We start from the raw sequence: 26,665 nt of genomic DNA, 5'->3' as shown, positions 1-26,665 counted from the left end.
CCAGCCCAACTCCTTCAACAGAGAAGATCGTGAAAATGCATTTGACAAGTGTGTTCCTAAGGTATACAATTGGATTGTAAAATTGTCCTAAATGTATTCCTGGTGAATACAGGCGTGTGTTAATTATATGCCTGTGTTTGCTTGTGTTCAATATGAAAAATTTAAGCAATTCATCGTAGCTATTTGTGTCACGTTAAGCCGCTGCAAAATCCGACACGTCTCCCCCCCTCGCTATTTAAAACCAAGGTTTTCACGCAATCCCGCGCAATTACGACATAACCTCTAGGATTCATGAGTTTACATTTTTGATTGATTTGCTATTGCCCTCTGCGGTTCCTGACCCCAAGCAAAAGAAGTATAGAACGACTGAACTGCGAAGTGATGCGGTGCCTGTAGCCACGTGTCTTCAGTTACAGGAACTCAATGAACTGATGTGCGATACAGCATCCTGCTACTGAGAAGGGAAAACAAAGATTCCATCAACTCATGATGGACACAACAACCAATCTAGGCGAGTACCGAAAATTATTTGGATTCAAGTCCGTGTATTGACTTGCTGCTGCCAAATGAGCAGCGGTACTTGCTCGACCATTTCATCAACTATTGCCAAACTCACGTTTTCCACCTCGACGGAGAAATCGACGATCTAAAGTCACGTGATGGCGCGTACTACTGTACATCGCTGTCTGTCATGGAACACATCAAGTCACAGTGGCAGCTCGAACTTGCTTGGGGTATCAAAGTTCGAACTCAAATGAAAGTCTTTATTACAGGGCTCGCGATTTTCAGCCCGGGATCTCTTTTATGTGCCCTGTCTGGGGATCTTACGGTTGGCGGGTTGGCACATATCACAACGCTCAATCTCTCCCGCGCCTTTCAGGGTCTGGGTGCCTCTGCCATGATGTCGCTGTCGCTATCCATCATTTCGGCAGAATTCCATGGGAAGGAGCGAGGAACGGCGTTTGGTATTTGGGGCGGTGTATCCGGGCTTGCTACTGCCATCAGACCTTTGGTCGGCGGTGTACTAGTTGAAAAAGTCAACTGGCAGTCGATTTTCTATATCAATGTTCCCATCGGAATCGTCGGCATCGCACTGTCCATCTGGGCAAACGATTGCAGGAAGTTTGGGCTTGCCAAGCATTACTCCTAAGGCAAATCCCTATATTCACGATCTGATATTTCCGACCATTCAACACATTGCTCGTACCGCATTTGTCAAAGGAACGATCGAAATTCAGATCATTGCCGGCTGCATTCTCGCAGCAGGTGCGGTTTGTCGATTGTCCTCATCAGGGATAGAGACATGTACCATGTCCAGCGGGGTGAATAAACACAAACCGCAACGGGGATTGCCTAATGGTTTCATCATCGCCCATGTTACTTCAGTGGTCATCTTTGTTCTCTTCGTTCCCATTGCTCCCGCTGAGGAATGGGCGACTGAGATGTAACAGTAGTCAATCACAGTTGACACAAACAAGTGGCAAATGGGAGCGCCCTCGTAAAGGCACACCCATTTGACGCAATCGGCTACAAACCCCGCTCCAGGCACATGCCCTGTTCAGCAAGAGTCGCCACCTATCACTCCCCTCATGAAATTGGGCGGACGAATTCATCTGCCCTCACCGAAGGAGAACAGGACTTTATACACCGAAGCGAGAATATCGATCAAGGGAACCGTCGATCTGTCGTTAAATCACTGCAGGAACTAGGGGGTGTTCATTCTCTTGGCAGATGTTTGGACGAGAGATCGATGGCTCTACCGGCATGTCCTCCCTTAAGGTGGCTGCCATGATACGGAAAGGAGCTGCGTAGCTTGCAATACAAAAATCATCATGTAGGTAGTCTGGTGACAGGAGCTCTAATCGGGACGCTCACAAATTCCGGGGAAATTGGCAGCGCAGCCATTGATGCGGTCAAGAAAATTGTGATCACCGCCCTGCGCGATACGTCGGAAGTAACAACCACGGCGACGCAGGCAGCAGGTGACATTACAGGAGCTGCAATTCACACTGCAATCGATCTCGGATCCGATGCGGGCACAGCCGTACACCATGCGATTCATGGCGTTATCCACGGAGTGAATGAGGTTGGCGGCGATCTCGGTACCACTGTTGAACATGCTGCCAAGGGGGCAATTAAAGCCACCAACGAAGTTGGCGGTGACTTGGGTAAGACCGCTGTTTCGATTGTACGAGGTACCATCGCAGCAACAGCGCAGGTTGGCGGTGACGTCGGGCTGGTGTCCGAGCGAGCCGTCAAGGGGGTTCTTGATGGAGCTCGAGAGGTCAGTCAAACAGCCGTCGGCACGGTGTCCGCTGCCCTTGAAACCAGTATTGTCGAAGCCAGGGACATCGTTCACACGGCAGTGAAGAAACATCAGTGAGACTTGGCCTGCGTGTCAAGCGTGTTCGGGGGGCACGAAATAAACACGTGCCTCTCCGGGACGACCTTGCTGTTGAGGATTTCTTGTACGTTAATGATTGGTGGGCTGGCTTAATTGTCAGTCCACTCTTCACTGTTTACTTACTTGAGGGTTGACTTGAACGCGGTGACCACTCCCCATGCCTAAAGGCAGCCCTTAGGCATGGGGAGCGGTCACCGTCACAGTGTATACTGGTAATGACACGCCTAAGGCACAACCGAATAGTCTGGGCACAAACGATCTGGTGCATTTTTACTCACATGTTCATGAAAGGGCGGGTGTGGGATTTGAGTACCCGGATTCTACTATGGATTGCGAGCATTTCGATAGCGTTGAATGTAGTTCTCGGCTTTGTCCTGTACCAACACTCACGGATTTCACCCGCTAGTTCGAATACCTACGTGTCTTTTCAACAGACCTTAGCGGCTGCTAGGCAAAGTTCCAATGCGGCTCTAAAGGCTAAAGGCAACTCAGTGCAGTACGATGTCAATGATGAAAATCACGCATTAACAGTCGCTAAGACTCTTCTGATAGGTATGCAACCTGAGGCTCAGACACACGGCATCAACTTTACACAGGTTATCAACACGCTCGCCACCGCGTACATTCCAACCTTGTCTATATCAAATGCGGTAAAGAATTCGAATCAGATCGTAAACTCCGTTTACACAACCTTAAGGAACACGAATTATAACGATGGGAGTTTATCGCAACTTCGACAGGCAATCGGTTCGATCAATTCATCACTGGGAAATTCCGGGCCAACCAATTAGTTGTGCGCTAGCATCTATGCGTTTGGATGGCTGAAAACATCGATTTGTTTAGTTCCAATTTGAGTGCATTTCCATGGCAAGTATTCAGCCACTCTCTTATGGAGCGACGGTTTTTAGTTCTGAACAGAACTGCTGCATTGCGTTGCCCCTACTTGCTGATTGCTGAACCAGTTAGTTATACAGGAAGTACAGCGATTGGCAAGCACAAAACCAGCGATAACAGTAGTTGCAAGCAGAATGGGGAACAGCCGACAAAATGATGCAAAACCCACGCTAAGAGACTTTATACACCTTTTCTGAGGCTAGGTTTCTGTCGGATTCGCCGCCGTTAGCGACAAAGGACTGTCTATTTTTCAGGCAGAGGGTACAAAGAATTCAATGGCTCGAATACATTCTAAGGTCGTATGAACGTCCTGCCACTTGCCATCTTCACTAGCCCAATGACCGTCTTCCTGTTGCAATTGTTCGAGTTGGTGTTTCGCACTCGATATCAATTGATGCTCAGGAGAAATGCCCATCACACAAAGAGAATTGATAAGCCACGCCAAATTGCTCGCTTCGAGTTCGGGGAGTTTGGCGAGCAGATAATTCATGATGGATTCTGCATGCTTGTGGTCCCCCAATGAATATAACAAACCAGCAGCCAGCCAAATTGATCAAAACCTGTCCGTTGGGGCAATATGTATTATATTCCACCCCTCGAGCGGGCCCGCATATTTCAGAACCTAACTGCATGTATCGTGATAATGAGAACGCATATAAAAATTGCCCACAAGAGGAATAACTTCTGTCCTTCGTGGTCGTCGACTCAACTGCCTCCTTCCGCCTAGAGAGGTGTGTAATTCTTCCGCCACGTAGTACCGTAAGTGTCCGGCAACTCGTGTTTATAAACATGCAAGAGAAGCGCCCCATCGCAGGTCAATTCAAACGTCCGGTACGTGACAATGATGCTTAATTTACCCGAGCTCAATCATGTATCCGGTGACACTCAATCGATGCTTCGGAGTTGGGTATCATCTCATTATTAGACGAATGAGCTTGACAAAGTCTCATTCACACGCGGTGGCTACCCTTGTTCCGTACTGTCCACTGAGTAGTCTGCGTCCGACAACATCGAATCTAGTTCTAATTCGAACGGTATCTGTAGCTCGCTTGGAAGCGCGCTGATAAGTCTCGTAAACCGCTCATCAGATTGTGTTGCTGTCGCGTTTTCCGGGCGTCTTCCCACGACTCGAATCCACGCACGAATGGCATCCATGAGGAGATAAAACTTCATTTGAAATCGGTCTGCGTCATCACCGGCCTCTTCCATTGAACTGTGCTTCATAGCTTCCCATAACTCCAACACTTCAGTGAGAACACGGCATACTTCACCGTACCGTTGTTCTTCTAACGCGTCCGCCCTATCCATACTACACCGCCTCTTCATCTTTCAACGACTCTCTTGCATGTAATAATGATAGTCTTACTGACTCTACCGAAATACCAAATTACCCCACCTATTCATACCGTGGAACTTTAGAGCAACATATCTGTTTGTGTCCGGTACTGTCAGTTCATCCATTCGGAAAAAGTGCCTCTTGGAGCCAAAATGACCAAGCCTGAAATGGGGTAAGCAACGTCTTGATGTGCATCAAGGAGGTCATCTTCATAGATGACACCGGCCGCAGGCTCCACTAACCCGCTGGTCACGGCAATGCGACCGTCTGCCATCGTTGTTTTTTCATTCGCCACCTCCGCCATGGGTATCGAGTCCACAACAAAATCCTGCTTCGTGTCATTCGGCACTTGCCGTGGGCTGCTCACCTGTACTAGACCCGTAGTTCCTCAGGAGCAATACTGCTACAAAGCCGTCCAATATCATCAATAGCCCATTGATGTAGAACGGAAGCGAATGATTGTATCTGTCATATAACCAGCCTCCAAGAAGGGGTCCAATCACGGTTCCTATGCTCACTGTGGCTAAATACTGCCCGTAGGCAGTGCCACGAATATTTGCACCCGTCATATCCGTCACGAGTGACACTTCAGCTGGGGTGGCGATGACAGCACCAATAGATTCCACCGCCCATAGAACGGATACGACAATAATGCTCGGGCTATTCGGAAATCCGAGGGACACAATCCCGGAGGTGAGCAAACCGACGAGAATAAGCCTAATTCGATTATACTTGTCACTGAGTCTGCCCATTCTGACGGAGAGATAAGCGTAAATAAGCGCCGCCGGAAGATAAGCAGTGGCTAAGCTGCCGACATGTGTGGTGAACCGGTCTTGCAGGAATATCATGAGTAAGGGGCTTAGCATTGATGTCGATAGAGAACCAATGAAGACAACCACAAGTAGCTTACGAAAGTGTGTTGATGTGTGAGTAACGTCGTTTGTCCCTTTTGGCTCCTTTTTAGGCACCGTCTCTGGTATGTACTTGTAGGCAATATATCCAGCGTAAAGAAGTAGACAAGCATAGACCTTAAACAAAACCGACCAGCCCGTCAATAGCGGGAAATAGCCGAGAATGATGAATCCTAATATGGCTCCGTATAGTCTGCCAGTGGATCTAACCCCCTGTACTCGGCCAATTGATTTGCCTTGATTGTCCCTGTCGGTGATATCGCCAATAATGGCGTACGCAGCTGTCCACATGAAAGACCCACCGATACCTTGCAATACCCTTGCCACATAAAGGAGAGGCATGGTGGAGGCAAAAGAATATAAAACCATTGAGATTGCATAAACCAAGAACGATACTACGAAAAACTTTCTTCGACCGAAATGGTCCACTTCTCGTCCAACCAGCGGTTGGATCACAAGGTTGACCAAGCCAACCACGGAAAAGAGTCCTCCGATAGTTTCTGCATTTCCCCCGATTCTCACGCCGTAGACGGGAAGCAAAAAGGGCATGATGCCAAGGGCAAACGAGCCAAACATCACTGATTTCTGCAAATTTACTTTGATACTTGAATTGTCCATCCGGTCTGTCACCTCATACTCACGTATTGGTGATCTTGTATCTATAAATACATGGATGTGACGGAATCACTCTTTGAATGGTTACGTTTCCACTGCTTAAAAAGTCATGAACGACAGGACGGTCCTTCTTGATGATGCCCGTCACTTGAGATGTCACCTGGGGCACTTACCCAACATCCTGTCATCGTTTCCGCTCCAACAGTTCAATTATTCTGCCTATCCCCATTAACGTTCCACCTTGATAGAAAGAGCCGACCAACACATCGATGGTAGACCCCCAGTTCATTCCCACTGCGTGAATGGAACTGAGACGTACAATGCTCACAACGTTCGCGAGCAGTTCCACGACTATAACAACAATACAAGATAAAATAGAGACCTACCTGTGCGTGACATGAGCGTCACGTCCTAGCATGGAAATTGTACTAATAAAATCCATACTGTGTACAGCATATTCAGCCAGCTTGCTCATGTACGACGGAAAGGCCATCGCCCATCAACCGCATGAACATGCAGTTGAGACGATACTTCATTTGGCATTATAAAGCCACAGTATCCTAGCCGCCCGTCTCCACGACCTCACGGAGTAGAATGGGTCACACCCAGGATGCATTGTTTATGCTACTCAAAAGGATACGGGGTCCCGCTCATCCAATGTTGAACGACTGGTTGTATATCCTGCATTCCCCAAAGTCTCATAGTGTCAATTAAGCCAATACTCTCAACACATGAGCTTATGAATTCCGTTCCAATGAAGTATCCTAGACGGTTCATCCCATACGTTTTCCCGCCGCGAAGCCTAAACCACTCAATTTCTTGTTCCATATCCCAATGCTGAAGGTCATCGTTTATACGCTCCTTTATATCTTCGTAATGGTTCCGGCAAAAGGAAACCCAGTCTCCTCCAGAATTATCAAATGAAAAATACGCAGCCTCTGGTAACCCGGGGTTCAGCAACATTGACACGAAAGTGGCTAGCCCCTCTAAGTACAGCGATGTATATCCGTCCCATGCCAACTGACTGAACTGGAATCCAGCCTCCGTTAACAGGCGGAAGTGAAATGCGTGCGCCATTTCGTGTGCAATTAACACACGCAGAAGGGCAGTTTCACATGGCAGCAACTCAACCGCAAAATGCAAAGTCCCATCGTGTGTTACATATGCGTTTGACCCAAACCCTCCGACTAGAAGTCGAATCTCCATAGGCAGTGCATGTTGCAAAAGTCCTGACATCTCGTCATACACTTCGGCCACGAGCGACGGCAGTAGTGCTACGCAACGCTTCATTGTGTCGACTGTGGCAGGGTAACGTTCAATCGCTGAATTCAATCTCGTTGGCGTTCGTGTACAGTGAGATTTGAAGTAGGTATCGAAGATGTCTGGAAACCTACCGTAATAGGTGTCCAAGTGTCCAAGCGTAAAAGGCGTATTGTGTTCCCACAGTTGAAAAAATTCTTTCGTTGTATCAATGATGTTCAAATTCCTCCCACCAATCGTTTCGATAGTAGCGCAACTGGAGACGCGCGACCCCACCTGCGTCTCAAACTGCATAGTCACATTTTGTACAGACGGACGTAATCTCGTTGTACCAGAACATGTTAGACAATAGAACCCTTTAGGCTTATAGTGGATCGTCTGATTTGTTCGCGAGGTCAGGTAAAAGGCGCCGTATGTGTAACAATTTGCGTAGGACCGGGTCCGCGATTGGGTCGTCGAGATGAACCAGAATCTGCTCGGTGTTTGCCTGTGCTGTCATTGGCTGGTGGTCGTTATGGGCGTTCTCTTTGGTCCAACGAACCGTCACGTCAGCCAATTCACTGCACATGGACCCGAGTTCGCTCGCGTCAGTGGACGGGTCTTTGATACGCTCATCCGACCTTTGCATGAACTTCGAAATTTATACCAAAAGATTGTTGCGTGCTGCACGTATTGTATCTCGAGTCGACAAAGGAACAACAACTAAGGCGACCACAAATCCAGCCCCTGCCCCGATTGCCGTCTCCTCCAGACGCAATACCAGAAGTCCCGGTGAAAATATATGAAGTACGCTATACAATTGTCCAATCATGATTGTGATGAAAAAGATCATGAACGCATACGAGATCCGAAATAAGTAAAACCCGCAGAAAATGCATGCGATAACCACTGAAATTACCCATACGACGCGCCCATTAGTCAACTCCGCAACCGAAATCGAAACAACAAGACCAACGAGTGTCCCAATAACACGAGACCCTTTACGAAGGTTTCCGAGCGCGTTGCAGTCCCAGTGAACATGACAAAGGCCGCGATCACGGCCCAGTAATACCGTTGTACTGTTTTGATGAACGACAAGCTCATCTTCGGTTCGCTCCGTACATTGAATTATGTCACGTGCCTTCTTCGCAGAGGACACGTCATTACGCAAAGCCAGGAATTCAGCGGCAGCCGCCGCTGTACTGGTAATTTCTGATTCTAATGCTAGGAGTAACTTCGAACTGGCGGCGAGTCGGTCAAGTGCATGCTCTGCATCGAGGAGATATCTGCGTACGGTAGCTCCGGACCAACCGGCAGGGAGGGAACGCACCTCAGCTGACCAGCCTTCCACAATGAGCTCGGCCTCAGATAACTGAATTTGTTGTGCCATCACTCTTCTCAGTTGTTTTTCGCGTTCAGGTCCCGGGGGAGTACGCAATGATTCAGCACATACACCTGCGAACACGCGCGCACGCGAACGATAGGCGCTAAGTGCCCGTCGCAAAGAACGTTCGGGACTGATTCGAAGTAGCGTGTTTTCACTTGCGATCGTACCACCGACCAGACCCATTCCGAGTGCAATAGGAAATCCCGATGCTACTCGTATTTGTGCCACAATACCGGTCGTGATGCTGAGAGCGTGCCCATCATTGATACAATGGCACCTAGTAGCATGCTGACAATCGCTCCTTTTCCGCCAACATGCATGAGTGCAGTAAGCCCGAACTCGACACCGATTGTGGTTGCGACTGCGGTAGCGGCACGCAATGTCGTTTGCAGTCGAGCCAGTCCAGGATCAGACGCCACGAAGCGGTCCCACATCCAGATCAACAATCGACACTCCCATGTCGCACTACTCCGAGGGGTGCTTCTCGACACTGCGCGAGAGCGCAGTATGGGTAACGTCTCCTCATTGAATGCCCGTGTGAAAGTTTTGGAATGTGTATCATCATCCTGACATCTCGGACAAGTCGTACACCGTGTCTGCAGTATGTGTTGGGTGTCCCCTGATTCATTCGTCTCTCAAACGGTATTCCCACGTGGCTCCTACATAAGGGATGTCAATGGCACGAGTTGCTCTCATGATGTCACGTCCTTGAGCTATCGCTGTGAACCCAATAAAGCCAGGTACTCAGCGACTTCACGTCTCGTCTTCAACCGTATCACCTGTTTTCCGGCTTGTTTGGCTGCGTGTAGCCGTTTCACAATTGTCTCGTGCTCACGCTTTCGAAATCCCCAGATGTACCACAGAAACGCGACATCAATCTTCTCTGGACACTCCTTGCCCAGGTCTGGTCTGGTTTGCCCGTGATAACGAAGCACTCTCTTGGCAACTCGGTACAAACACACGCGGCGCGCAAAATCGAGGAATATTACCGTGTCTGCAGCATCGATGCGGATATCCATGGTCGCCGCATAGTTGCCGTCGATGATCCACGTGGGTCTTTTGACCAAGCTATGTTGCAGTTCTATCCACTCCGACTTTGGTGTCTCGACCCACCTGGGTTTCCAGAACAAGCTGTCTAGGTGAAACACTTCAATGGCCGTAATGTCGCCGAGTTGACGAGCAAATGTGGATTTGCCGGCCCCGGGTGAACCTATGATGGCGATTTGTTTCATTTAAACTTCCTCCCACACTGGCTGAATCCGCCTTTGACATCGGCGCGGTCATCCTCACAGACTGTTGCCAATCCCACGCCGTCTGTAGGATAGAGCGAGTGGTTGTAAACGCCTCTGGGTTGTGTTGCAACGCCTGCAAACGCAGCTCACTGTACGTCGACGCGTCTTCGGGAGAAAGCACACGAATCACCATCGGGATTAACCCATTTTCAAAACTCTCAACTCCTTGTCTTATAGTTGGCGGCGACTGCCACTGTTGTGACAGGGCAGCAAAGCAACGACTTTCTGTTCTTTGCGAGCGGAGAGTTGCTCGGACTTTAAGCGGACGGGAGTTCCTGCTAAACCTCCGGGCAGAGTATTCGTTCTCCGAGTACTGGATGAAGTTGACCAACGATCTGCCTTTGGCGGCTTGTACGAGAGCAGCTTTAAACAGTCGCTCGTCAATCTTTTTGCCACGAAATTCAGCAGCAACTGAGTCAGTCGTGATACGTCGTCGAGATGCACAAGGCGCATCACGACAGAGTCCGGCAAGTTCACTCTCCCCTTGGCTATGGCACCGTTGGGTTTTGAAAAGGGCGGTCCTCCCATTTGGTGACCGCCCACTGCTTTACAGGTTTTCAGTTTAGAAACGTCGCAAGCCCAACCTCTCAAGCGACCATGCGGTTCCGCGACCGCGCCTGGTGAATCAAAACAATAGCGAAACACTACCAAGAACTCTGAATCCTGGTGTTACCCGCGCAACCTGCTAACCGAGATATTGTACTGGAATATGTTGTGCTTTGTCAACCGCCCGCCAGTCTTCCCAAAGGATGCAAGTGTTTAACCCTGCTATCTGTGTTGGTGATTTTCGTTTAGGTGACTTCCCGAATGAGTTTACTGGCGCAGCCACGTACGGCAAAGTTGTCTGCCACGGTAGTGAACTGTTCTGCACACAGGTGCGTCTTTTCGTCGAAGATTACCTGCAGAGAGGTGAAGACGGGTGACGCACGAGCTCGCATCGGCTGTCATGACGTGGGGATATGTCGCGATCTTCTGTGCAATGTTGTTAGAGAGTGCCTGCATTCCCCTGCCGAGCGAGGTCATCATGCCGTTTGGGGGATTTCTGGCGGCTGTTGGTCATTTCAATTTCTGGGGAGTTGTTTTAGCCGGAACCGCAGGGAATGTGGTTGGGTCGTTGTTGGCTTACTTGCTCGGACGATTTGGTGGGCGCCGTTTGCTACTGCGGTACGGCTCTTATGTGAGGCTGAACTCTAGACATCTGGACAAAGCAGAGCAGTGGTTTCAGGGACGTGGCGAAATTTCGGTATTGATCGGTCGGGTTTTGCCTATTGTGCGCACTTTCATCTCCCTCCCCGCCGGAATGGGGAAAATGCGCGTGTCCAAATTCTTGATTTACAGCGCGATGGGATCTCTGCCCTGGGTGTACGTCCTCACCTGGGCAGGCAGTGACTTGGGCCACAATTGGCAGCACGTAGCGCCCTTTGCCAACTTCCTTAGTATCTTAGTGGTCGTGGCTCTGCTCTTTTACATTATTAGTTTCTTACGTCGTCGCAAGCGTTTTGATGATGCCGGTGAGCGCTCTAGGATTGAAGACCGATGAATCTAGTGGCGGGATGACTTTGCACAGTCCGGACAAACTCCCTTAGCGACGACGTCGACGTGGTCGACGCGATAGCCAGTTTCGTTCGTGATAGCCTCTGCATATCCCGCCGGCATGACCTCAAAAATCTCATCGACACGTCCGCACTGCGTGCAGACCACGTGTTGATGGGCCTCTAAACGTGCGTCATACCTCGCAGCTCCAGACCCCATTCTTAACTCTTGGATGACACCGGCGTCTGTCAAATAGCGCAACGAGTTGTACACGGTAGCGTATGCGAGCTTGTGCCCTGCCTGACGCAAGCGTTCCATCACGTCCGCTGCAGTCGGATGATCGGCTGATTGGCTGACTATGTCGTAGACAGACTTGCGCTGTGGGGTTAGATGAAGGTTGCGGTACATGGAGCCGTCCCCCCGAATGTGAAAGATGGATTCATTCTAAATACAAACGGGAGTACGTGCAACTGTGTAGGAGATGTATGGGAACCAAGTAGCCAAAATGTACGGGTGAGTACGTGACTCACCCGTACAATCGTGATCAAAATGCTCGCGCGTACTGGGGAGGCACCTCTGGTTTGACTCCGAGCACCTGGGCTGCATGAATGGCCCAATACGGATCTCGAAGCATACCGCGCCCGATTGCCACCAAGTCAGCATCTCCGTTCGCGACGACTGACTCGGCCAAATGAGCATCCTCGAGGATGCCGACAGCTGTCACCGGCGCATGCAGTGCCTCTTTGATCGCCCGGGCGAACGGGACTTGATAGCCAGGATAGTTGCCTGGGCGGCGGACACCGGCATGGCCCTCGCCACCTGAACTGACATGGAACATGTCGACTCCGGCATCACGATACTGACGGCAAATTTCAATGCCATGGTCGATGTCGTATCCTCCATCTGCATATTCAACGGCGGAGACGCGCATGAACAGTGGCATCGTCGGCGGCATGACCTGCTTTACCGCGCGTATGACTTCCACACCAAACTGAGCCAAGTTTTGCCCATAGCGGTCAGAACGGCGGTTAGTCAGCGGAGATTGGAACTGATGAATCAGGTAGCCGTGCGCACCGTGTAACTCAATGGTGTCAACACCAGCAGCGACTGCACGGCGAGCCGCTTCACGGAACATCCCCACGACCGCTTCTACTCCATCCGTGGATAGTTCTCTGGGCGTCTTGTACCCTTCATCGGCATAGCGGATTGCAGACGGCGCAACCGGCTCCGTTGCGTCCATCGCTTTACGGCCCGCGTGAGCAATTTGGATGCCGACCTTTGCCCCATATCCGTGGCATGCATCAATAATTCGCTTAAAAGCCGGAATCTGTTCATCGGACCAGAGACCGAGGTCCTGGTCAGTGATGCGCCCATCGGGTTCGACATCTGTCATTTCGAAGAGCACCAAACCCGTGTCACCAATGGCTCGACTCGTCAGATGCGTATAATGCCAGTCATTGGGCTTGCCGTCCTTCTCGGTGACTGAGTATTGACACATGGGAGCCATTACAATGCGGTTTTTGAGCGTCAATCCAAGCAACGTGTAGGGTGAAAACAAGTGCGACATCGGTGCAGTCCTTTCTGTGTGAAGTGCTGTGCTAGTTTATCCAACAATTCCGGACAACTGCGACACAAGGTCGGCTTTTGGCCTGTAACCGACGATTTCCTTCACTGCTTTGCCGTCTTTGAACAACAGCAGCGTCGGAATGCTCATGATGCCGAACTGTTCAGTGGTTTGCGGATTCTGGTCGACGTCGAGTTTTCCGACAAGCAATTGCCCTTGATATTCATCGGCGACTTCTTCCAGAACAGGGGCCATCATTTTACACGGTCCACACCAGCTTGCCCAAAAATCAACTAATACGGGCTTATCGCCCCCGATGAAATCAGCGAATGTTGTATCAGTAACCTTTTGTGTGCCCAAAATTTTCCCCTCCCTGCGAAAATCGTGAAGTGTCCGGGTCAGGCATTCTCGACCTCGATGTAAACTGCTTCCTAACCTATATCCACTTACATTAATATAGTACGTAGATTGCGGGTGACTGTCAAATTCGCTGATTTAGGCTGCATATTCGTTCGCTAATCGGCGAACATCAGATACGTAGAACATCGAGTGGTTATATAGGTACAGGGCGCCGGTCGGATTGGTGCGGTACCCGTCGGCCGCCAACATGTGGGCGCAGGTCCAAATTGCGTCGTAGACGTTGTTAATGTTCGGAGGTCCGGGGTGTCCAGGAGCTGTCACGGCATACTCTGCGAATGTTGACGGCATAAACTGCATAGGTCCTTCTGCCCCATCTACACTGATTTCAGACGTTGTACCAAAATTGGTCTCTATATGATGGATAGCTGCCAGTACTGTCCAGGGAATGCCGTAGCGCTTGCCGGCTTGCTGATACACAGAGATAAAGCGCAGGGGGATGCCGCGGTTGATTGTGTTCACTTGCCGCTGCGGCGTTGACTTCGCTGGTCGAACGTCGTGCCACGTTGCTCGTGATGTACGGATCCACAGGGTTTCACCGGGATAAATGACGCTGGAGTGAAGATGATTCCAAGATTCCAGTTGGTAGACCGTTACCCCATACTGCACAGATATCGCCCAAAGTGAGTTGCCGCGCTTCACGACGTAACGGGTCTTCGGGATAGGACTGAAACGTGTCGCATCATGAGGCGGCATCACGAGACGTTGGTGAATTTGTAGGATGTCGGTGGTGAGATGATTCGTGTGCTCTAACTGTGCCACGCTTGTGTGGTGTTGCACGGCAATCGCCCACAGGGTGTCGCCTCTATGTACGGTCACAGTCGTTTGCGCTTTTGCAGTCGTCGTGATCACAAACAGGCTCGAAATCAGGCTCATCCATACGGCACAGATCAAAGCCAAAATCCCTTTGCTCTGACGCATACGTTGAATCCCCCTCCTTCGCCTCGAAACGGATGGGCCGGGAGTACGGCAAAAATGAATTAGAAGTTACTCACCTGCGCTCCCTTTGAGGCGTAGTTCAGCTCTCCGATGTCTGTCTGTCTGTTTGAAAAGTCAAGCTGTGTGACCATTGTACGTGGACTGGTCCGCCGGATATGACTCCCAGCAGGAGCCGAATTGTTGGCGGTTGTGAGTTTTCGCGGCAATCGCGCGTGCGTTTCAGCACGGCTGAGGAGACAAAAACAAGGCCGGCTTGCCCTAAGGGGCAAGCCGGCCTTGAACACATGCGGACTGTTTCTTTACTCTGGGCGTTCGTTCATACAACGCTCGCACTCGAACAAAATGGACTCAAACTGCTCATCGATCTCACTGCCGCAAACCATGCACTCTTTGCGACCGTCTGCAAATTGGCCAGAGAATTCAGTAGTGGACTCATACGCTGATGCTGTGTTCATCGACTGCGCCCCCCACGAGGATTTTCTATATTGTATTATAACAGATCAGGAATGTGAAGGTGTTGTTATACTACATCGATAATTGTTCATAATATTTGTATTTATTAGGAGTCACGCCGCAGAAAGGCGGAGTAGTCCTCCGGAGTATCGAGATCGGGGAGAGGCTCTGTGGAAAAGTCTACGTACTTGCACTGGTCCCGATGAGCGCGTACCACCGAGCGGCCACCTTCATCTCCGAAGACGGCACAAAGTTCTATATACAGCGACCTGGAAAACAGTATCGGATGCCCGGGTACGCCCTGATAGCGCGCTTGCACGAGCAGCGTGTTAGGGCCGTTCATATGGGCGCGTACGAGTTCGACAGGGATATCCGGGTGTAACTCCGGTTGGTCTCCGAGAATCACCACAGCGCTGTCAAAGTTCCTTTCATCGGCCCAGCGAATGCCAACGCTGAGCGAGGTCGACATCCCCTCCTCAGCGCGGGGGTTCCACTGTACACGAACTGGGAGGTCGCTACAGACAGTCGCGACATCAGGGAATTCAGGGTTACAGATAAGCACCACTTGAGACCGTTCAAATGCGTCTGCAGCTCGGCACGCCGTCATGACAGTGCGTCTTATCACGGGTACACCCTGCCGGTCCGCGAGGAGCAGTTTTTGTTCCCTCATCCGCCTGCCAAATCCGGCAGCGAGGACAATTAAGGCAGAGCTCGCCGTTCTCTGGTGGGTCACGGGTTGCACACTCCGGGACTGATGCCGTCCGGTGCGACAGTAAATGGCGCACTCGACCGGGAGTGCAGGGGACCCGAAGCTCTGCGCAGCGGGAGGGCATCTCGCTGGCTGGTGTGTGCCTGGGCTTCGGCGACAATCGCAAGGGCAATTTCCTCTGGCGATTCAGCTCCCAAGTTGAGCCCGACCGGTGCGTACAGTCGCTTCATGTCTGTGGGTGAAAACCGCTCCCCCTGGTCTGCCAGTTCAGTAAGGATCTTGTCCGTGCGCTTCCGCGGTCCGAGTACTCCGACATAGGAGGCTTCTGACTTGAGCAAGTGGGAGACCAGTTGCCGGTCGATCTCGTAATTGTGAGTCATGACGACTGCCATCGCGCCAGCGAAGACCGGAATGCTAGTGTACTCCGGGCGCCGCACACCAATCACTTCTGCTTCAGGGAAGCGGTGCTCCGCTAACAGGGTTGGGCGATGGTCGATCACGCGAACACGCCACTCCAGGAACGTCCCAATCTTTACTAAAGGTGCCGCATCCGGACCCGCACCAAAAACGTATAGCTGTGGTCGTGGTGTAACAACTTCCACAAACACCTGGATAACAACGCCTTTATAATTGAGTTCCGAAAGACCCGGAGCATTTGCCATCGTCTCGTCAGGCGCAGGGTACAAAATCTGGCCGGGACGGAAGCGCTCCGTATGAGCCGAAGTCACGACTGTAGCGACTGCGTAGGTCTCGAGAGTTTCCATTTTGCGAGTGAATTCCACTATCAGTTCCTCTGCCCCTGTCCGGTCCGCGACGGGATCGAAACACTGAATCAGCAGCGTTAACGCGCCGTTACACCCGACGCCAAGTCCCCACACTTCGTCGGCTTCATTGCGAAAATCGTACGAGACCTGCTTAGCTTCTCCTGTTTCTAAAACGGATTGCGCATGCAGCGCAAGGTCTGCCTCGACGCAACCGCCGCTGACGACTCCCACAATCTGACCATCTTCAAGAACAAGGCACCGGGCACCTTCACGCTGGTACGTCGATCCGTCGACTGACAGAACCGTCGCGAGAGCCGCCTTGTTACCTTCCTTCCGACATTCTTGCAGCGCGGATAAAATATTCAACACTGGGTACCACCTCACGATCTATCATAACGCAAAGTCAAGGTGCCGCGACAGCCTTATCGGTACCCCCTCGAAGCGCGGTGCAGTCGGCGATGCTGCAAGTCTCGCCACAAGCCTTCGAGGCTCCCCCAGCGGTCGGCTGGGACCACTTCGTCGGCAGTTTGCCACAACACTTCAGCTCCTCTCGCTGAAGGAGAATAATTAGGACGAGCGTATGCCGGGTTCAACCAGATTAGCCACTGCGACATGAACGCTACCTGTTGCAGAGACCGCTTCAGTCTAGTCACGTCGCCTGTGTCTAGTCCGTCGGTGGCGACGAGCACAATCGGGCTGCTCCGTAGCCAGCGTTTCCCATCCCCTAAGCAGAAGTGTGTCACTGCTTCACACAGACGCGTTCCCCCGGAAAAGTCTGGCGTCCAGGCCGCAATATCTTTTAGTGCCTGATCGGGATTGCGCACGCGCAGTGCTCGCGTGATGCGTGTCAAACGCGTGCTGAAGACAAACGCTTCGAGGTCGATACCTTTTTGCATCAACACGTAAGCGAAGCGAATGAACATTCTGCTATACGGGTCCATCGACCCACTGACGTCGCACAACAGGACCACAGAACGTGGCTTTTTCACGCGCGTACGTCGGGTGAAGTGAACGATGTCCCCTGTTTTGGCGGACTGTGCAATGGTGTCGCGCAGGTCGAACGCTTGCCCCCGATTGGCAAGCTTCGTCCGGCGACTGGTGCGCATGACTGGCTCAATTTCAAGACTGGTCCGCCACAGCTCCTGTTGTTCGAGCTCCGTCAACTCTGCGAAGTCTTTGGCTCTCAAGACTTCGTCCCTGGTTGCACCGATTTGAATGGACACTGCCATCTGTTCATTGTCCGACTGAGCGTTTGGAGTCTTTTCGGGGGCGTGTTGGCCCATCCAAATGACTTGCGGTTTGGCGTTTCGACTTTGGCGCAATCGCGCGATGTTCGACAACAGCGTCTGGTCTGATATAGTGCGGTCACCGCTCCGTGTAAGCATCAGGATAAACTGCTGCCAGGCTAGGTCAAACAAAGCCCACTGCTCCGCCCGTAGGACTACAAGGGAACGTAAGGCGGCTTTCATTGTCTGCGAATTCTCCACGCCTAAGACAAGGATCATTTGGGTGGCCAACGTCTCTTCTTCAGCGCCAATGGAAAAGTCGAGTGTTCTTAACGCGCGCAAAAACATGAGCAGATTGCTCAGAAACGTTCCAGGCAGACGTTCTGATTCCATCATGTGCGGACACCGACATCGGCGAGCATGCTCTGGACATAATTTGATTCACTGTCGATTGACCGCGTCATGTGTTCCAGGTCATCTCGATACTTCAGCAGACATCCGAGTGTAGCTTCAACTACCTGTGCCGAAAGCGCGTGAGCCGAAAGCGCGTCTAGTGCCTGCGCCCAGTGAATGGTTTCCGCTACCCCTGGTAGTTTAAACAAGGGCTCGCGGCGCAGCCTGTGGACGAATGAACATGCTTGCAGTGCAAGTTGTTCGTCGACCTGGGGTACTTTGCGCCGGACAATGGCGCATTCATCTTCTAACGAAGGATAGTCTACCCACGCGTAGAGGCAACGGCGTTTGAGAGCATCGTGGACTTCTCGAGTTCTGTTCGAAGTGAGCACGACCAGCGGGATCTCTTCGGCGCGGATGGTACCCCACTCCGGAATTGTGACTTGATATTCAGCGAGCAGCTCGAGGAGGTAAGCTTCGAATTCCTCGTCGCTGCGGTCGACCTCGTCGATCAACAACACAGGGGCAGGTTGTCCAGGTTTGACGGCTGTCAGCAATGGCCGTTCGAGCAGAAATTCAGGCCCGTACAACCTGCCCTCTAAGACCTCGGTAAAGTGCTCGAGCGCGTTACTATCCTTGTGCGCCACCTCGGTGTTATTCACTTGCTGGCTGTGGTACGCGGCCTCGGCGAGCCTGATGTGCAACAACTGGCGTCCATAGTTCCATTCATACAAGGCAGACTGCCTGTCAATCCCTTCATAGCACTGCAGTCGCACCAGGTCGCGACCGAGTACACGCGCCATTGCTTTGGCCACTTCGGTCTTACCTACTCCAGGTGCGCCTTCTAAAAAGACGGGACGTTCAAGTGTCAAGCCGAGGAACAAGGTGGTGGCTAAACTGGTAGACGCGAGGTAGTCTGTGTTGACTAACGACGCCTGAAGTTCGGCAATGGAAGCAAAGGGGTTTTTCAGTTCACAGGACTCCTTTCTCAGACAGCGGCGAGACACGCGCAAATCTGCCGCGGTCCCGCCGTTCGTCTGCTGATTACATGCCTGCCTATGCCAACTGACTCGCAAATACCCGTCGCAGTGCACGTGCTGTGTAGACTTGGCAAAGATGCCTACGATATTCCTCCGAGGCAAACAAGTCACCCGCGATGTCGCCATCTTCAGCAGCGTGCGCTGCAGCAGCCAGGATGGTGTCCTCGGTTGGGGTCTGGCCCGCTAAGGCTGACTCCACCGCAGATGCTCTGTAAGCTACCTCGCCGGCTCCAGTTAGCGCGACGCGAATATGCGATACCGTGCCATCTGTACCCACGCCCCCGGCCGCAGCAACTCCTACGACCGCATAACCGGACGCCGGGTGGGGGTATTTTTCATAGACACTGTTTGTGCCAGTCTCCGGCAACACGAAGGACAAGTGCGTCACTAAACCGTGTTCTGGCAACGCCGTGAGTAGGGGGCCGAGGAAATACTCATGGGCTGGAATCACCTCGGTGCCATCGAGCGTTGCGACCGCAATTTCCGCGTCAAATGCGAGCGCGATTGCCGGCAGATCGGAGGCAGGGTCGGCGTGTGCAATGTTGCCTCCGACAGTGCCGCGGTTGCGGACCTGCAGGTCGCCTACCTGTCGGGCTGCTTCAGACAGTGCAGGCAGGGTCTCTTGTACGACTTTGCTGTGCGCGACTTCAGAATGTGTGGTGAGTGCGCCAACGATGAGGCGGTCCCCCTCTCGCCTAACTCCGCGCAATTCTTCTTTCAAACCGCCAAGGTCCACGAGTTTAGCGGGATTCGCCAGTCGCATCTTCATGAGTGGCAACAGGCTATGTCCGCCAGCGAGCAGCTTCGCATCTTCGTGGCTCTGAAGTTGCATCAGAGCATCTTGCAGCGATGTGGCACGTGAGTAGGCAAATGCGGACGGAATCATTCTGCACTCCCCCCGTTCCGAATGGCTGACCAAACGCGCTCTGGGCTGAGCGGCATTGGGATGTCTCTTACTCCGAACGGCCGCAACGCGTCCATGACAGCGTTCACGACTGTAGGTGTGGCAGCAATCGTTCCCGTCTCGCCGATGCCTTTTACACCAAGCGGGTTGTGAGGTGACGGTGTTTCGGTAAACGAAGTCTCGAAGCGTGGGAAGAAGTTGGCTCTTGGCATGGCGTAGTCCATAAAAGAACCGGTCAAGAGTTGCGCCTGGTCGTCATAAACTGCCCCCTCGTACAATGCCTGCCCGATACCTTGGACAATGCCGCCGTGTACTTGCCCCTCCGCGATCATCGGGTTGATGACCCGGCCGCAGTCGTCAACTGCAATGTACCGACGCAAATGAATTTGCCCCGTCTCCGCTTCTACTTCCACGACGCAGATGTGCGTGCCAAACGAGTAAGTAAAGTTCGTTGGGTCATAGAACGCCTGCCCTTCAAGCGCAGGTTCGACACCAGCGGGCAAGTTCCATGCCAAGTAAGCCTGTAAGGTGACATCGTGAAAACTCATGGATTTCGTCGGGATGCCTTTTACCTGAAACGAGCCAGCGACAAACTCTACGTCCTCCGGTGCGGCTTCAAGCATGTGGGCCGCAATCTTCTTCGCCTTTTCGATCACGCGCTCCGTTGCGACTGCGAGGGCACTGCCGCCGACAGGGGTCGTTCGTGATCCGTATGTGCCCCACCCCATCGAGATGCGGGCGGTGTCGCCATGCACGATGTCCACATCTTCCACGGGGATGTGCAATTTGTCCGCCACAATTTGTGCAAAAGTCGTCTCTTCCCCTTGACCGTGCGGTGAGGCTCCTGTAAACACCGTCACTTTTCCTGTGGGATGAACTCGGACGGTGGAACTCTCCCACAGCCCTCCTTGAAAACCTACCGCTCCTGCCACCTGCGACGGACCCAAACCACAGATTTCCACGTAAGTAGTCACGCCGACTCCGAGGTACTTTCCCGCTTTACGCAACTGTGCTTGTGTTGCGCGCAAAGTCTCATAGTCCGCAGTTTCCAATGCGTTGTGCAGGGCTAATTGATAGTTGCCGCTGTCGTATGACAGCCCCATTGCCGTTTCGTATGGGAACTGATCGGCGGGAATCAGGTTTTTCTGCCGCACCGCCACCGCGTCCATGCCGATTTTCGCAGCGAACAAATCAACCATCCGCTCGAGCAAGTAGGTGGCCTCTGGCCTGCCTGCACCGCGGTAAGCGTCTGTCGGCGTTGTGTTGGTAAAGACACCGTACACGTCTGCCCCTGCGTACGGAATGCGATAAGGCCCTGGAACAATCAGGCCAAACAGGATGGTTGGGACGCCCGGCGCTGCCGTTGACAGGTAGGCGCCCATGTTTGCAAGCGCCCGTACCCGTATTGCAGTAATGGTGCCATCATGCTTGCCTGCGATTTCAACGTCTTCAATGTGATCCCGGCCGTGCGTGGTGGCCAGGAAGTGCTCGCTCCGGTCTTCGCTCCACTTGACCGGTCTGTTTAGTACGCGTGCCGCATGGCAGACGAGGGCTTCGTCAGGGTAACAGGCGATCTTGGCGCCAAATCCCCCCCCTACATCTGTCGCTACCACGCGCAGTTTGTGTTCGGGGACGCCAAGGACTCCGGACAATAGGAAGCGGTGAATGTGTGGGTTTTGAGACGTTGAGTAAAGTGTCAGGTCGCCAGTGGAGCGGTTGTACTCGGCGACTGCGGCGCGCATCTCCATCGGATTCGGGATTAAACGCTGTTGTCTGAATCGGTGCCTGACAACAACCTCGGCTTGTTCAAAGACCTCGTCTGTCGCATTGCCGGCACGCCAATGAAAGGCAATATTGCCGGGAGCGTCGTCATGCAGGAGGGGTGCCCCTTCACCCATCGCCACTTCTTGGTCTGCAGTTGCCGGCAAAGGCTCGTACTCCACTTTCACTAGTTCTGCCGCGTCACGCGCTCTGTAGCGGTCGTCTGCAACGACCAGTGCGACTCCGTCCCCAACGTAGCGAACGCGATCGACTGCCAGAGCCGGGTGTGCAGTCGTCTTGATATCCGAGTCGGGGGGAAGCCATGCGGTGGGAATCGGGGCAACGTGACCTTCAATGTCGGCCCCGGTGAAAACAGCCACAACGCCAGGGGAAGACAGTGCGGACTTTGTGTCGATACGCTTGATGCGCGCGTGAGCGTATGGGCTGCGCACGACCTCGGCGTACAGCATTCCTGGCAGTTGAATGTCTTCCGTATAGCGACCTTCGCCGGTAATCAGGCGAGGGTCTTCCTTGCGTTTTACGCGCACACCGATGCCTTGTACTTCAGCCATCGTTCACTCTCCCCCTTCCGTGACGCCCGTTGTTGCGGCTGCCTGACTCTGCGCCGGATTTGCCTCAAACTGCAAAGCGGCTGCTTGAATCGCGTGAACGATGTTTTGATACCCTGTGCAACGGCAGATGACGCCTTCCAACCCTTCTCGAATTTCCGTTTCCGTAGGCCGAGGATTTTGTTTCAGCAGGCCGACTGCCGTGATCATGACCCCTGGCGTACAGAATCCGCACTGCAACCCGTGTTGTTCCCAAAACCCTTGTTGAACCGGATGTAGTTCCTCTATTGTACCGAGACCCTCCACAGTCGTTACTTCCTGGTCAGCTGCCTGAACGGTCAGGACTGTACAGGATTTTACAGAATCGCCATCGAGGAGAACGGTGCATGCTCCACATTGACTGGTGTCGCAACCGATGTGTGTACCTGTCAGGCCCAGCGAGTCACGCAGAAAGTGAACAAGCAGTTGCCTGGGTTCGATATCTCGTGTGTAGGTGTCGTTGTTGACTGTGATAGTGACCGAGGTCTTCTCCATTGCCAATGATACACGCCTCCTACTACTCCGAAATTTCAGATTCGCGTTGAGAGAGTTTGCCTCTCTCTGACAGGTTGACTCGCCTCCCCTGCTTTGGGTGTATGACACCGGCTACAAAACAGAACCAATCGAACAGCAAAATAAGGTCACGACTGTGATGTCGTGACCTAGGTGATGCCCAAATTATAGGACAAGTACGAGCGTTTAGCTACCCTCCGATGTGTGACATTTCTACTTTGATTCGCTGCTTGGTTTCATCTGTGCGCTCTTCTGAGTAACGGTCTCTCCGTCGGCCCCAGACCTTTTCGATGATGTCGCGAATTTCAGCGTCACTCACGTCACTTCGAATCGGAGTCCGTAAGTCCATGCCAGTGGAACCAAACAGACAAGTGTACAAGAACCCATCTGAGGACAGTCGAGCCCGCGTACATCCGCTGCAAAAAGGGCGTGTGACCGACGCGATCACGCCGAATTCACCTGCTCCATCCAGATACCGGTACCTTGTGGCGACCTCTCCGGGTCTTTTCGGCGGTACAGGCTCGATCGGCCATTTGGCTGCAATCGCGGCCAATATCTCGTCCGCTGAAACTACATCGTCGAGCCGCCAGCCGTTGGTATTGCCGACGTCCATGTATTCGATAAAGCGGACTGTGGCCCCAGTCTTGCGAAAATGCCCAGCCATGTCAGTAACTTCGCTGTCATTAACGCCACGCTTCACAACCATGTTCACTTTTACCGGATCAAGGCCGGCACTTTGGGCGGCTTCGATGGCAGCTAGCACGCGTGATACCGGGAAACGCACGTCGTTCATTCGCATAAACGTGTGGTCATGAACTGAATCGAGGCTGACGGTAACACGCTGAAGACCCGCGTCACGAAGTTCTCGCGCCCGCTGCAAAGTGAGCAACGACCCGTTCGTCGTCATGGCGATATCTTCAATCCCAGGAATTTTGGCGAGCATCCGGACGAGTTCAGGCAGATCGCGGCGCAGCAGCGGTTCTCCACCGGTCAAGCGCACTTTCTGAACTCCTTCTGCCGCGAACAGCGCCGCAAGTCTCGCGATTTCTTCAAACGTCAGTAGTTCTTCGTGGGGCAAGAACGCAAAATCGGGTCCGAAAACTTCACGTGGCATGCAGTACCTGCAACGGAAGTTGCAACGGTCGGTCACTGAAATACGCAAGTCCTGCATGGGGCGATTGAGCGCATCCGATAACACCACCATCCCCCCTTTTGACCACATTATATCAGACAGGCAAGCTACCTCCACTTGAAACGTCTATTCCGGAAATGAGACAACCTGGGCACAGCATATTGTTGACTAGTTGACGAGGAGGTGTGCATCTGTGCCTACGTCAGGGCGGCTCGGTCTTGCGCTCAGTGGCGGCGCACTCAAGGCTTCTGCTCATGTGGGTATTTTGTCCGCCCTCAACACGCTCGGTATCTATCCGGACGTGGTGGCTGGAACCTCGGCTGGGTCGTTTGTGGCTGCTGCATATGCGCAAGGGCTGCGGGCTGATGACTTCACGAAGATTCTCAGTCGGTTTCCCGGGAGAAAGTTGCTTGACTACGGCTTTCCCCTTACGTCTGCGCTGTGGAATTTGCTTACCAACCCACTTCGAAGGCGCGGACATGTCCCTAGGTTACCGAATGGGCTCCTGCTCGGGAAGCGGCTACAACGATATGTATCCTCTGTCCTAACACAAGTTCCACCCGGTGGGACAGCAATTCCGTTTCACATCATCGCAACCGACCTTTGGACAGGTAAACCTGTGACATTTACAAATGATGTGAACGCGATTACGCGCGGGATCGGGCAGCCAATCGACGACCTGGCGCAAGTAATTGTCGCCAGTTGCTCGCTGCCAGGCATCTTCACTCCAGTCAACCTATCACCGTGGTTGTTGGCGGATGGTGCTTGTCGCCATTACGTCCCTGTTCGGGTGCTACAAGATGTAGGTTGTGATAAGGTGATTGCGGTGAATTTGTATCGCCTTGACGAAAGTTGGACTCCGCAGTCGTTTGCCCATGTGCTTTCGCGTAGCTACGACATTTTACTGCAAGATGCGGTGGAGAATGACATGACTGGCCCGAATGTATATGTTCTTGCGCCAGACGTGGGGAACTTTACATGGGTGTCATTCGATCAAATGGAACAGGGGGTTCAGGCAGGAGAAGCAACGGTCCATCGCCACAAGGAGGACATTATAGCGTTTCTGGAGCGCCCTATCTGGAAAAAAGAAGCAGGCCGAAAACCTCAGAATCTGAGATGTTCGCCTGCTCCATCGCTGCATATCAATGGACGGTCGGGTGTAAAACGGTAAGATGACGTTACCGAACCCAGACGTCGACAGTCTTGTCGTAGCTTGAAAAGCCGTCCGGGAACCACAGAGACAATTCGCGAGCTGCGCTTTCTGGTGAGTCCGAACCGTGGACGATGTTCATGCCGATACTCTGGGCGAAGTCTCCGCGGATAGTTCCTGGTGCAGCGTCAGCCGGATTGGTTTTTCCCATCATGCTCCGAGCTACTCCAATTACTCCCTCGCCTTCCCAAACCATAGCAAAAACCGGTGAAGACGTGATAAACTGCACTAATTCTCCGAAAAACGGACGCTCTTTGTGTTCAGCGTAGTGTTGTTCTGCCAATTGGGTAGGAACCTGCATGAGCTTTGCACCGAGTAGTTGAAAGCCTTTTTTTTCAAAACGCTGCACGATTTCCCCCACGAGTCCGCGCTGAACGCCATCAGGTTTCACCATTAAAAACGTCTGTTCCACTGCCATGTTTAAATACACTCCTTGTGAATGTGTTAGTTAGCTCATTCGAGCGTTGACAAATTGCGCCACGCTAGCCAAGTCGGTACGCAATTGTCCGGATTCCAACTGTTCAAGCAACACCATGGCTTTCTCCATGTAGCGCCGAGCTAAATCGCGCGCAAACGGCAGACCGTCAGAGCGCCGCACTAACTCCAAAGCTCGGTCGATATCCGAACCGTGCATGGACGGCTGAACAGTAGCCCGAAGTACCTCGCCTACGGCAGACTCGCGTGCCGCGTGTAACGCCGGAAGGGTCAAGTTTCCTTGGCGCAAATCGCCGCCTACCGGCTTTCCGACTACATCCGCGTCTGCGACATAGTCGAGAACATCATCCGTGATCTGAAAGGCCATACCTGTGTAGTAGCCAAATCGGCGCAGTACGCGGACACTTTCCGGCGCTGCCCCAGCAGCCACCGCACCAAGTGAGCAACTGACTGAAATGAGTAGTGCCGTCTTGCGTTCCACGCGTCGAAGATAGCGTCGAAGGGACTGTCGCCAGTTATAAAAGTCCTCAATCTGCTCAATTTCCCCTTCGCACATCCTCACGATGGCATCAGACATCTCACGGTGAATCTGCAGATTCGGAATTTGCGTCAGCAACCCGAGCGCGCGGCCAAGCAGGTAGTCTCCAGCGTACATGGCCGCTAAGTTGCCCCACTTTGCACGCACAGTCGGTCGACCACGTCGAGTTTGTGCGTCATCAATCACGTCATCATGAACCAACGTGGCCATGTGAATCATTTCAACTGCCGCTGCAAGTGGAACTACCCAGTCCGCATCCATGTCTCCAAAACGGCTGCACATCAGCACGAACAAGGGTCGGATCCGTTTGCCGCCCGCGTTTAATAACTCTGCGTTGGCTTGCGTTAACTCTAGATTATCGGCCTTCACTTGTTCGCTCAACAGGGCTTCTACGGCCTGCATATCACTGTGGTAGCGATCTAACACCGCCTGGATATCCATCTCGGTT

At 52.6% G+C, this 26,665-nt stretch carries 29 protein-coding genes; 5 read left to right on the top strand and 24 right to left on the bottom strand.

The features are described 5' to 3' along the window. Positions 1-529: 529 nt before the first annotated feature. From JC200_RS23410 to JC200_RS23400, 3 genes are all read left to right on the top strand, one after another. Positions 530-1,150, top strand: a complete 621-nt coding sequence (locus JC200_RS23410; RefSeq protein ID WP_274434131.1) for an MFS transporter — start codon at positions 530-532, stop codon at positions 1,148-1,150. Further along, positions 1,131-1,448: a hypothetical protein gene (locus JC200_RS23405; RefSeq protein ID WP_274434130.1), complete on the top strand. Its 318-nt coding sequence runs from the start codon at positions 1,131-1,133 to the stop codon at positions 1,446-1,448. The genes JC200_RS23410 and JC200_RS23405 overlap by 20 nt, the downstream gene beginning before the upstream one ends. Before the next feature lie 365 nt (positions 1,449-1,813). Continuing rightward, positions 1,814-2,383: a hypothetical protein gene (locus JC200_RS23400; RefSeq protein WP_274434129.1), complete on the top strand. Its 570-nt coding sequence runs from the start codon at positions 1,814-1,816 to the stop codon at positions 2,381-2,383. A 1,165-nt stretch (positions 2,384-3,548) separates the two neighbouring features. Here JC200_RS23400 and JC200_RS23395 read toward each other — a convergent pair. The 9 genes from JC200_RS23395 to JC200_RS23355 all read right to left on the bottom strand — a co-directional run bounded on the left by JC200_RS23395 (position 3,549) and on the right by JC200_RS23355 (position 10,018). Then, complete coding sequence (locus JC200_RS23395; protein ID WP_274434128.1) at positions 3,549-3,788, bottom strand: hypothetical protein; 240 nt, start codon at positions 3,786-3,788, stop codon at positions 3,549-3,551. 473 nt (positions 3,789-4,261) lie between these two features. Beyond that, the gene (locus tag JC200_RS23390) at positions 4,262-4,606 is read right to left on the bottom strand and encodes a hypothetical protein (RefSeq protein ID WP_274434127.1); all 345 of its coding nucleotides are present in this window, start codon (positions 4,604-4,606) and stop codon (positions 4,262-4,264) included. A gap of 140 nt (positions 4,607-4,746) precedes the next feature. Next, complete coding sequence (locus JC200_RS23385) at positions 4,747-4,983, bottom strand: hypothetical protein (RefSeq protein ID WP_274434126.1); 237 nt, start codon at positions 4,981-4,983, stop codon at positions 4,747-4,749. Further along, complete coding sequence (locus JC200_RS23380) at positions 4,973-6,163, bottom strand: MFS transporter (RefSeq protein WP_274434125.1); 1,191 nt, start codon at positions 6,161-6,163, stop codon at positions 4,973-4,975. The genes JC200_RS23385 and JC200_RS23380 overlap by 11 nt, the downstream gene beginning before the upstream one ends. A gap of 621 nt (positions 6,164-6,784) precedes the next feature. Further along, positions 6,785-7,642 (bottom strand): hypothetical protein, encoded by an 858-nt coding sequence (locus JC200_RS23375; protein ID WP_274434124.1) that lies wholly within the window; start codon positions 7,640-7,642, stop codon positions 6,785-6,787. A 142-nt stretch (positions 7,643-7,784) separates the two neighbouring features. Next, positions 7,785-8,048: a hypothetical protein gene (locus tag JC200_RS23370; RefSeq protein WP_274434123.1), complete on the bottom strand. Its 264-nt coding sequence runs from the start codon at positions 8,046-8,048 to the stop codon at positions 7,785-7,787. Positions 8,049-8,060: 12 nt separating this feature from the next. Beyond that, positions 8,061-8,789, bottom strand: coding sequence for an FUSC family protein (locus JC200_RS23365; protein WP_274434122.1), 729 nt, complete (start codon positions 8,787-8,789; stop codon positions 8,061-8,063). A gap of 206 nt (positions 8,790-8,995) precedes the next feature. Then, positions 8,996-9,229, bottom strand: a complete 234-nt coding sequence (locus tag JC200_RS23360; protein WP_274434121.1) for a hypothetical protein — start codon at positions 9,227-9,229, stop codon at positions 8,996-8,998. A 270-nt stretch (positions 9,230-9,499) separates the two neighbouring features. Further along, positions 9,500-10,018: a DNA topology modulation protein gene (locus JC200_RS23355; protein ID WP_274434120.1), complete on the bottom strand. Its 519-nt coding sequence runs from the start codon at positions 10,016-10,018 to the stop codon at positions 9,500-9,502. Between the two features lie 1,006 nt (positions 10,019-11,024). Between JC200_RS23355 and JC200_RS23345 the strand changes: the two genes are divergently transcribed. Next, positions 11,025-11,618: a DedA family protein gene (locus JC200_RS23345; RefSeq protein WP_338000222.1), complete on the top strand. Its 594-nt coding sequence runs from the start codon at positions 11,025-11,027 to the stop codon at positions 11,616-11,618. Between the two features lie 2 nt (positions 11,619-11,620). On the opposite strand, the gene JC200_RS23340 is transcribed toward JC200_RS23345, so the two are convergent. The 13 genes from JC200_RS23340 to moaA form a co-directional block, all read right to left on the bottom strand. Then, a complete protein-coding gene (locus JC200_RS23340; protein ID WP_274434118.1) occupies positions 11,621-12,019 on the bottom strand; it encodes a Fur family transcriptional regulator in 399 nt (132 codons plus the stop codon). A gap of 136 nt (positions 12,020-12,155) precedes the next feature. Further along, the gene (locus tag JC200_RS23335) at positions 12,156-13,178 is read right to left on the bottom strand and encodes an NADH:flavin oxidoreductase/NADH oxidase (protein WP_274434117.1); all 1,023 of its coding nucleotides are present in this window, start codon (positions 13,176-13,178) and stop codon (positions 12,156-12,158) included. Positions 13,179-13,214: 36 nt separating this feature from the next. After that, positions 13,215-13,535, bottom strand: coding sequence for a thioredoxin (gene trxA, locus JC200_RS23330; RefSeq protein WP_274434116.1), 321 nt, complete (start codon positions 13,533-13,535; stop codon positions 13,215-13,217). Between the two features lie 135 nt (positions 13,536-13,670). After that, positions 13,671-14,513: a lytic transglycosylase domain-containing protein gene (locus tag JC200_RS23325; RefSeq protein WP_274434115.1), complete on the bottom strand. Its 843-nt coding sequence runs from the start codon at positions 14,511-14,513 to the stop codon at positions 13,671-13,673. 317 nt (positions 14,514-14,830) lie between these two features. Beyond that, positions 14,831-14,986, bottom strand: coding sequence for a protein YhfH (yhfH, locus tag JC200_RS23320; protein ID WP_274434114.1), 156 nt, complete (start codon positions 14,984-14,986; stop codon positions 14,831-14,833). A gap of 104 nt (positions 14,987-15,090) precedes the next feature. Further along, positions 15,091-15,717, bottom strand: a complete 627-nt coding sequence (locus JC200_RS23315) for a nucleotidyltransferase family protein (RefSeq protein ID WP_274434113.1) — start codon at positions 15,715-15,717, stop codon at positions 15,091-15,093. Then, complete coding sequence (locus JC200_RS23310; RefSeq protein WP_274434112.1) at positions 15,714-16,823, bottom strand: XdhC family protein; 1,110 nt, start codon at positions 16,821-16,823, stop codon at positions 15,714-15,716. Before JC200_RS23310 ends, JC200_RS23315 begins: the two co-directional genes overlap by 4 nt. 56 nt (positions 16,824-16,879) lie before the next feature. Then, positions 16,880-18,079, bottom strand: coding sequence for a vWA domain-containing protein (locus JC200_RS23305; RefSeq protein WP_274434111.1), 1,200 nt, complete (start codon positions 18,077-18,079; stop codon positions 16,880-16,882). Then, the gene (locus tag JC200_RS23300) at positions 18,076-19,218 is read right to left on the bottom strand and encodes an AAA family ATPase (protein WP_274434110.1); all 1,143 of its coding nucleotides are present in this window, start codon (positions 19,216-19,218) and stop codon (positions 18,076-18,078) included. Before JC200_RS23300 ends, JC200_RS23305 begins: the two co-directional genes overlap by 4 nt. Continuing rightward, the gene (locus JC200_RS23295) at positions 19,133-20,002 is read right to left on the bottom strand and encodes an FAD binding domain-containing protein (RefSeq protein WP_274434109.1); all 870 of its coding nucleotides are present in this window, start codon (positions 20,000-20,002) and stop codon (positions 19,133-19,135) included. The genes JC200_RS23300 and JC200_RS23295 overlap by 86 nt, the downstream gene beginning before the upstream one ends. Then, the gene (locus JC200_RS23290) at positions 19,999-22,353 is read right to left on the bottom strand and encodes a xanthine dehydrogenase family protein molybdopterin-binding subunit (protein ID WP_274434108.1); all 2,355 of its coding nucleotides are present in this window, start codon (positions 22,351-22,353) and stop codon (positions 19,999-20,001) included. Before JC200_RS23290 ends, JC200_RS23295 begins: the two co-directional genes overlap by 4 nt. 3 nt (positions 22,354-22,356) lie before the next feature. Further along, entirely contained in the window at positions 22,357-22,884 is a 528-nt protein-coding gene (locus JC200_RS23285) for a (2Fe-2S)-binding protein (protein WP_274436647.1), read from the bottom strand. A 208-nt stretch (positions 22,885-23,092) separates the two neighbouring features. Next, a complete protein-coding gene (moaA, locus tag JC200_RS23280) occupies positions 23,093-24,106 on the bottom strand; it encodes a GTP 3',8-cyclase MoaA (protein WP_274434107.1) in 1,014 nt (337 codons plus the stop codon). Positions 24,107-24,227: 121 nt separating this feature from the next. Here moaA and JC200_RS23275 point away from each other — a divergent pair, with 121 nt between their 5' ends. Further along, the gene (locus JC200_RS23275) at positions 24,228-25,205 is read left to right on the top strand and encodes a patatin-like phospholipase family protein (RefSeq protein ID WP_274434106.1); all 978 of its coding nucleotides are present in this window, start codon (positions 24,228-24,230) and stop codon (positions 25,203-25,205) included. Between the two features lie 7 nt (positions 25,206-25,212). Here JC200_RS23275 and ndk read toward each other — a convergent pair whose 3' ends face one another. Together ndk and JC200_RS23265 are read right to left on the bottom strand one after the other, a co-directional pair. Further along, entirely contained in the window at positions 25,213-25,656 is a 444-nt protein-coding gene (ndk, locus tag JC200_RS23270) for a nucleoside-diphosphate kinase (RefSeq protein WP_274436646.1), read from the bottom strand. A gap of 36 nt (positions 25,657-25,692) precedes the next feature. Next, entirely contained in the window at positions 25,693-26,658 is a 966-nt protein-coding gene (locus JC200_RS23265; protein ID WP_274434105.1) for a polyprenyl synthetase family protein, read from the bottom strand. Positions 26,659-26,665 lie beyond the last annotated feature (7 nt).

Origin of the sequence: Alicyclobacillus sp. ALC3, from assembly GCF_028751195.1 — a bacterium.
Taxonomy (GTDB): Bacteria; Bacillota; Bacilli; order Alicyclobacillales; family Alicyclobacillaceae; genus Alicyclobacillus_L.
This window is presented reverse-complemented; position numbering and strand designations above follow the sequence as displayed.

What these genes read in the sequence shown, in the direction of transcription:
- JC200_RS23395 (WP_274434128.1), bottom strand. Translation starts at nt 3,788, where the DNA reads ATGAATTATCTGCTCGCCAAACTCCCCGAACTCGAAGCGAGCAATTTG.
- JC200_RS23390 (WP_274434127.1), bottom strand. Translation starts at nt 4,606, where the DNA reads ATGGATAGGGCGGACGCGTTAGAAGAACAACGGTACGGTGAAGTATGC.
- JC200_RS23380 (WP_274434125.1), bottom strand. Translation starts at nt 6,163, where the DNA reads ATGGACAATTCAAGTATCAAAGTAAATTTGCAGAAATCAGTGATGTTT.
- JC200_RS23370 (WP_274434123.1), bottom strand. Translation starts at nt 8,048, where the DNA reads ATGCAAAGGTCGGATGAGCGTATCAAAGACCCGTCCACTGACGCGAGC.
- JC200_RS23365 (WP_274434122.1), bottom strand. Translation starts at nt 8,789, where the DNA reads ATGGCACAACAAATTCAGTTATCTGAGGCCGAGCTCATTGTGGAAGGC.
- JC200_RS23355 (WP_274434120.1), bottom strand. Translation starts at nt 10,018, where the DNA reads ATGAAACAAATCGCCATCATAGGTTCACCCGGGGCCGGCAAATCCACA.
- JC200_RS23345 (WP_338000222.1), top strand. Translation starts at nt 11,025, where the DNA reads ATGACGTGGGGATATGTCGCGATCTTCTGTGCAATGTTGTTAGAGAGT.
- JC200_RS23340 (WP_274434118.1), bottom strand. Translation starts at nt 12,019, where the DNA reads ATGTACCGCAACCTTCATCTAACCCCACAGCGCAAGTCTGTCTACGAC.
- JC200_RS23335 (WP_274434117.1), bottom strand. Translation starts at nt 13,178, where the DNA reads ATGTCGCACTTGTTTTCACCCTACACGTTGCTTGGATTGACGCTCAAA.
- JC200_RS23325 (WP_274434115.1), bottom strand. Translation starts at nt 14,513, where the DNA reads ATGCGTCAGAGCAAAGGGATTTTGGCTTTGATCTGTGCCGTATGGATG.
- yhfH (WP_274434114.1), bottom strand. Translation starts at nt 14,986, where the DNA reads ATGAACACAGCATCAGCGTATGAGTCCACTACTGAATTCTCTGGCCAA.
- JC200_RS23305 (WP_274434111.1), bottom strand. Translation starts at nt 18,079, where the DNA reads ATGATGGAATCAGAACGTCTGCCTGGAACGTTTCTGAGCAATCTGCTC.
- JC200_RS23295 (WP_274434109.1), bottom strand. Translation starts at nt 20,002, where the DNA reads ATGATTCCGTCCGCATTTGCCTACTCACGTGCCACATCGCTGCAAGAT.
- JC200_RS23290 (WP_274434108.1), bottom strand. Translation starts at nt 22,353, where the DNA reads ATGGCTGAAGTACAAGGCATCGGTGTGCGCGTAAAACGCAAGGAAGAC.
- JC200_RS23285 (WP_274436647.1), bottom strand. Translation starts at nt 22,884, where the DNA reads ATGGAGAAGACCTCGGTCACTATCACAGTCAACAACGACACCTACACA.
- moaA (WP_274434107.1), bottom strand. Translation starts at nt 24,106, where the DNA reads ATGGTGGTGTTATCGGATGCGCTCAATCGCCCCATGCAGGACTTGCGT.
- JC200_RS23265 (WP_274434105.1), bottom strand. Translation starts at nt 26,658, where the DNA reads ATGGATATCCAGGCGGTGTTAGATCGCTACCACAGTGATATGCAGGCC.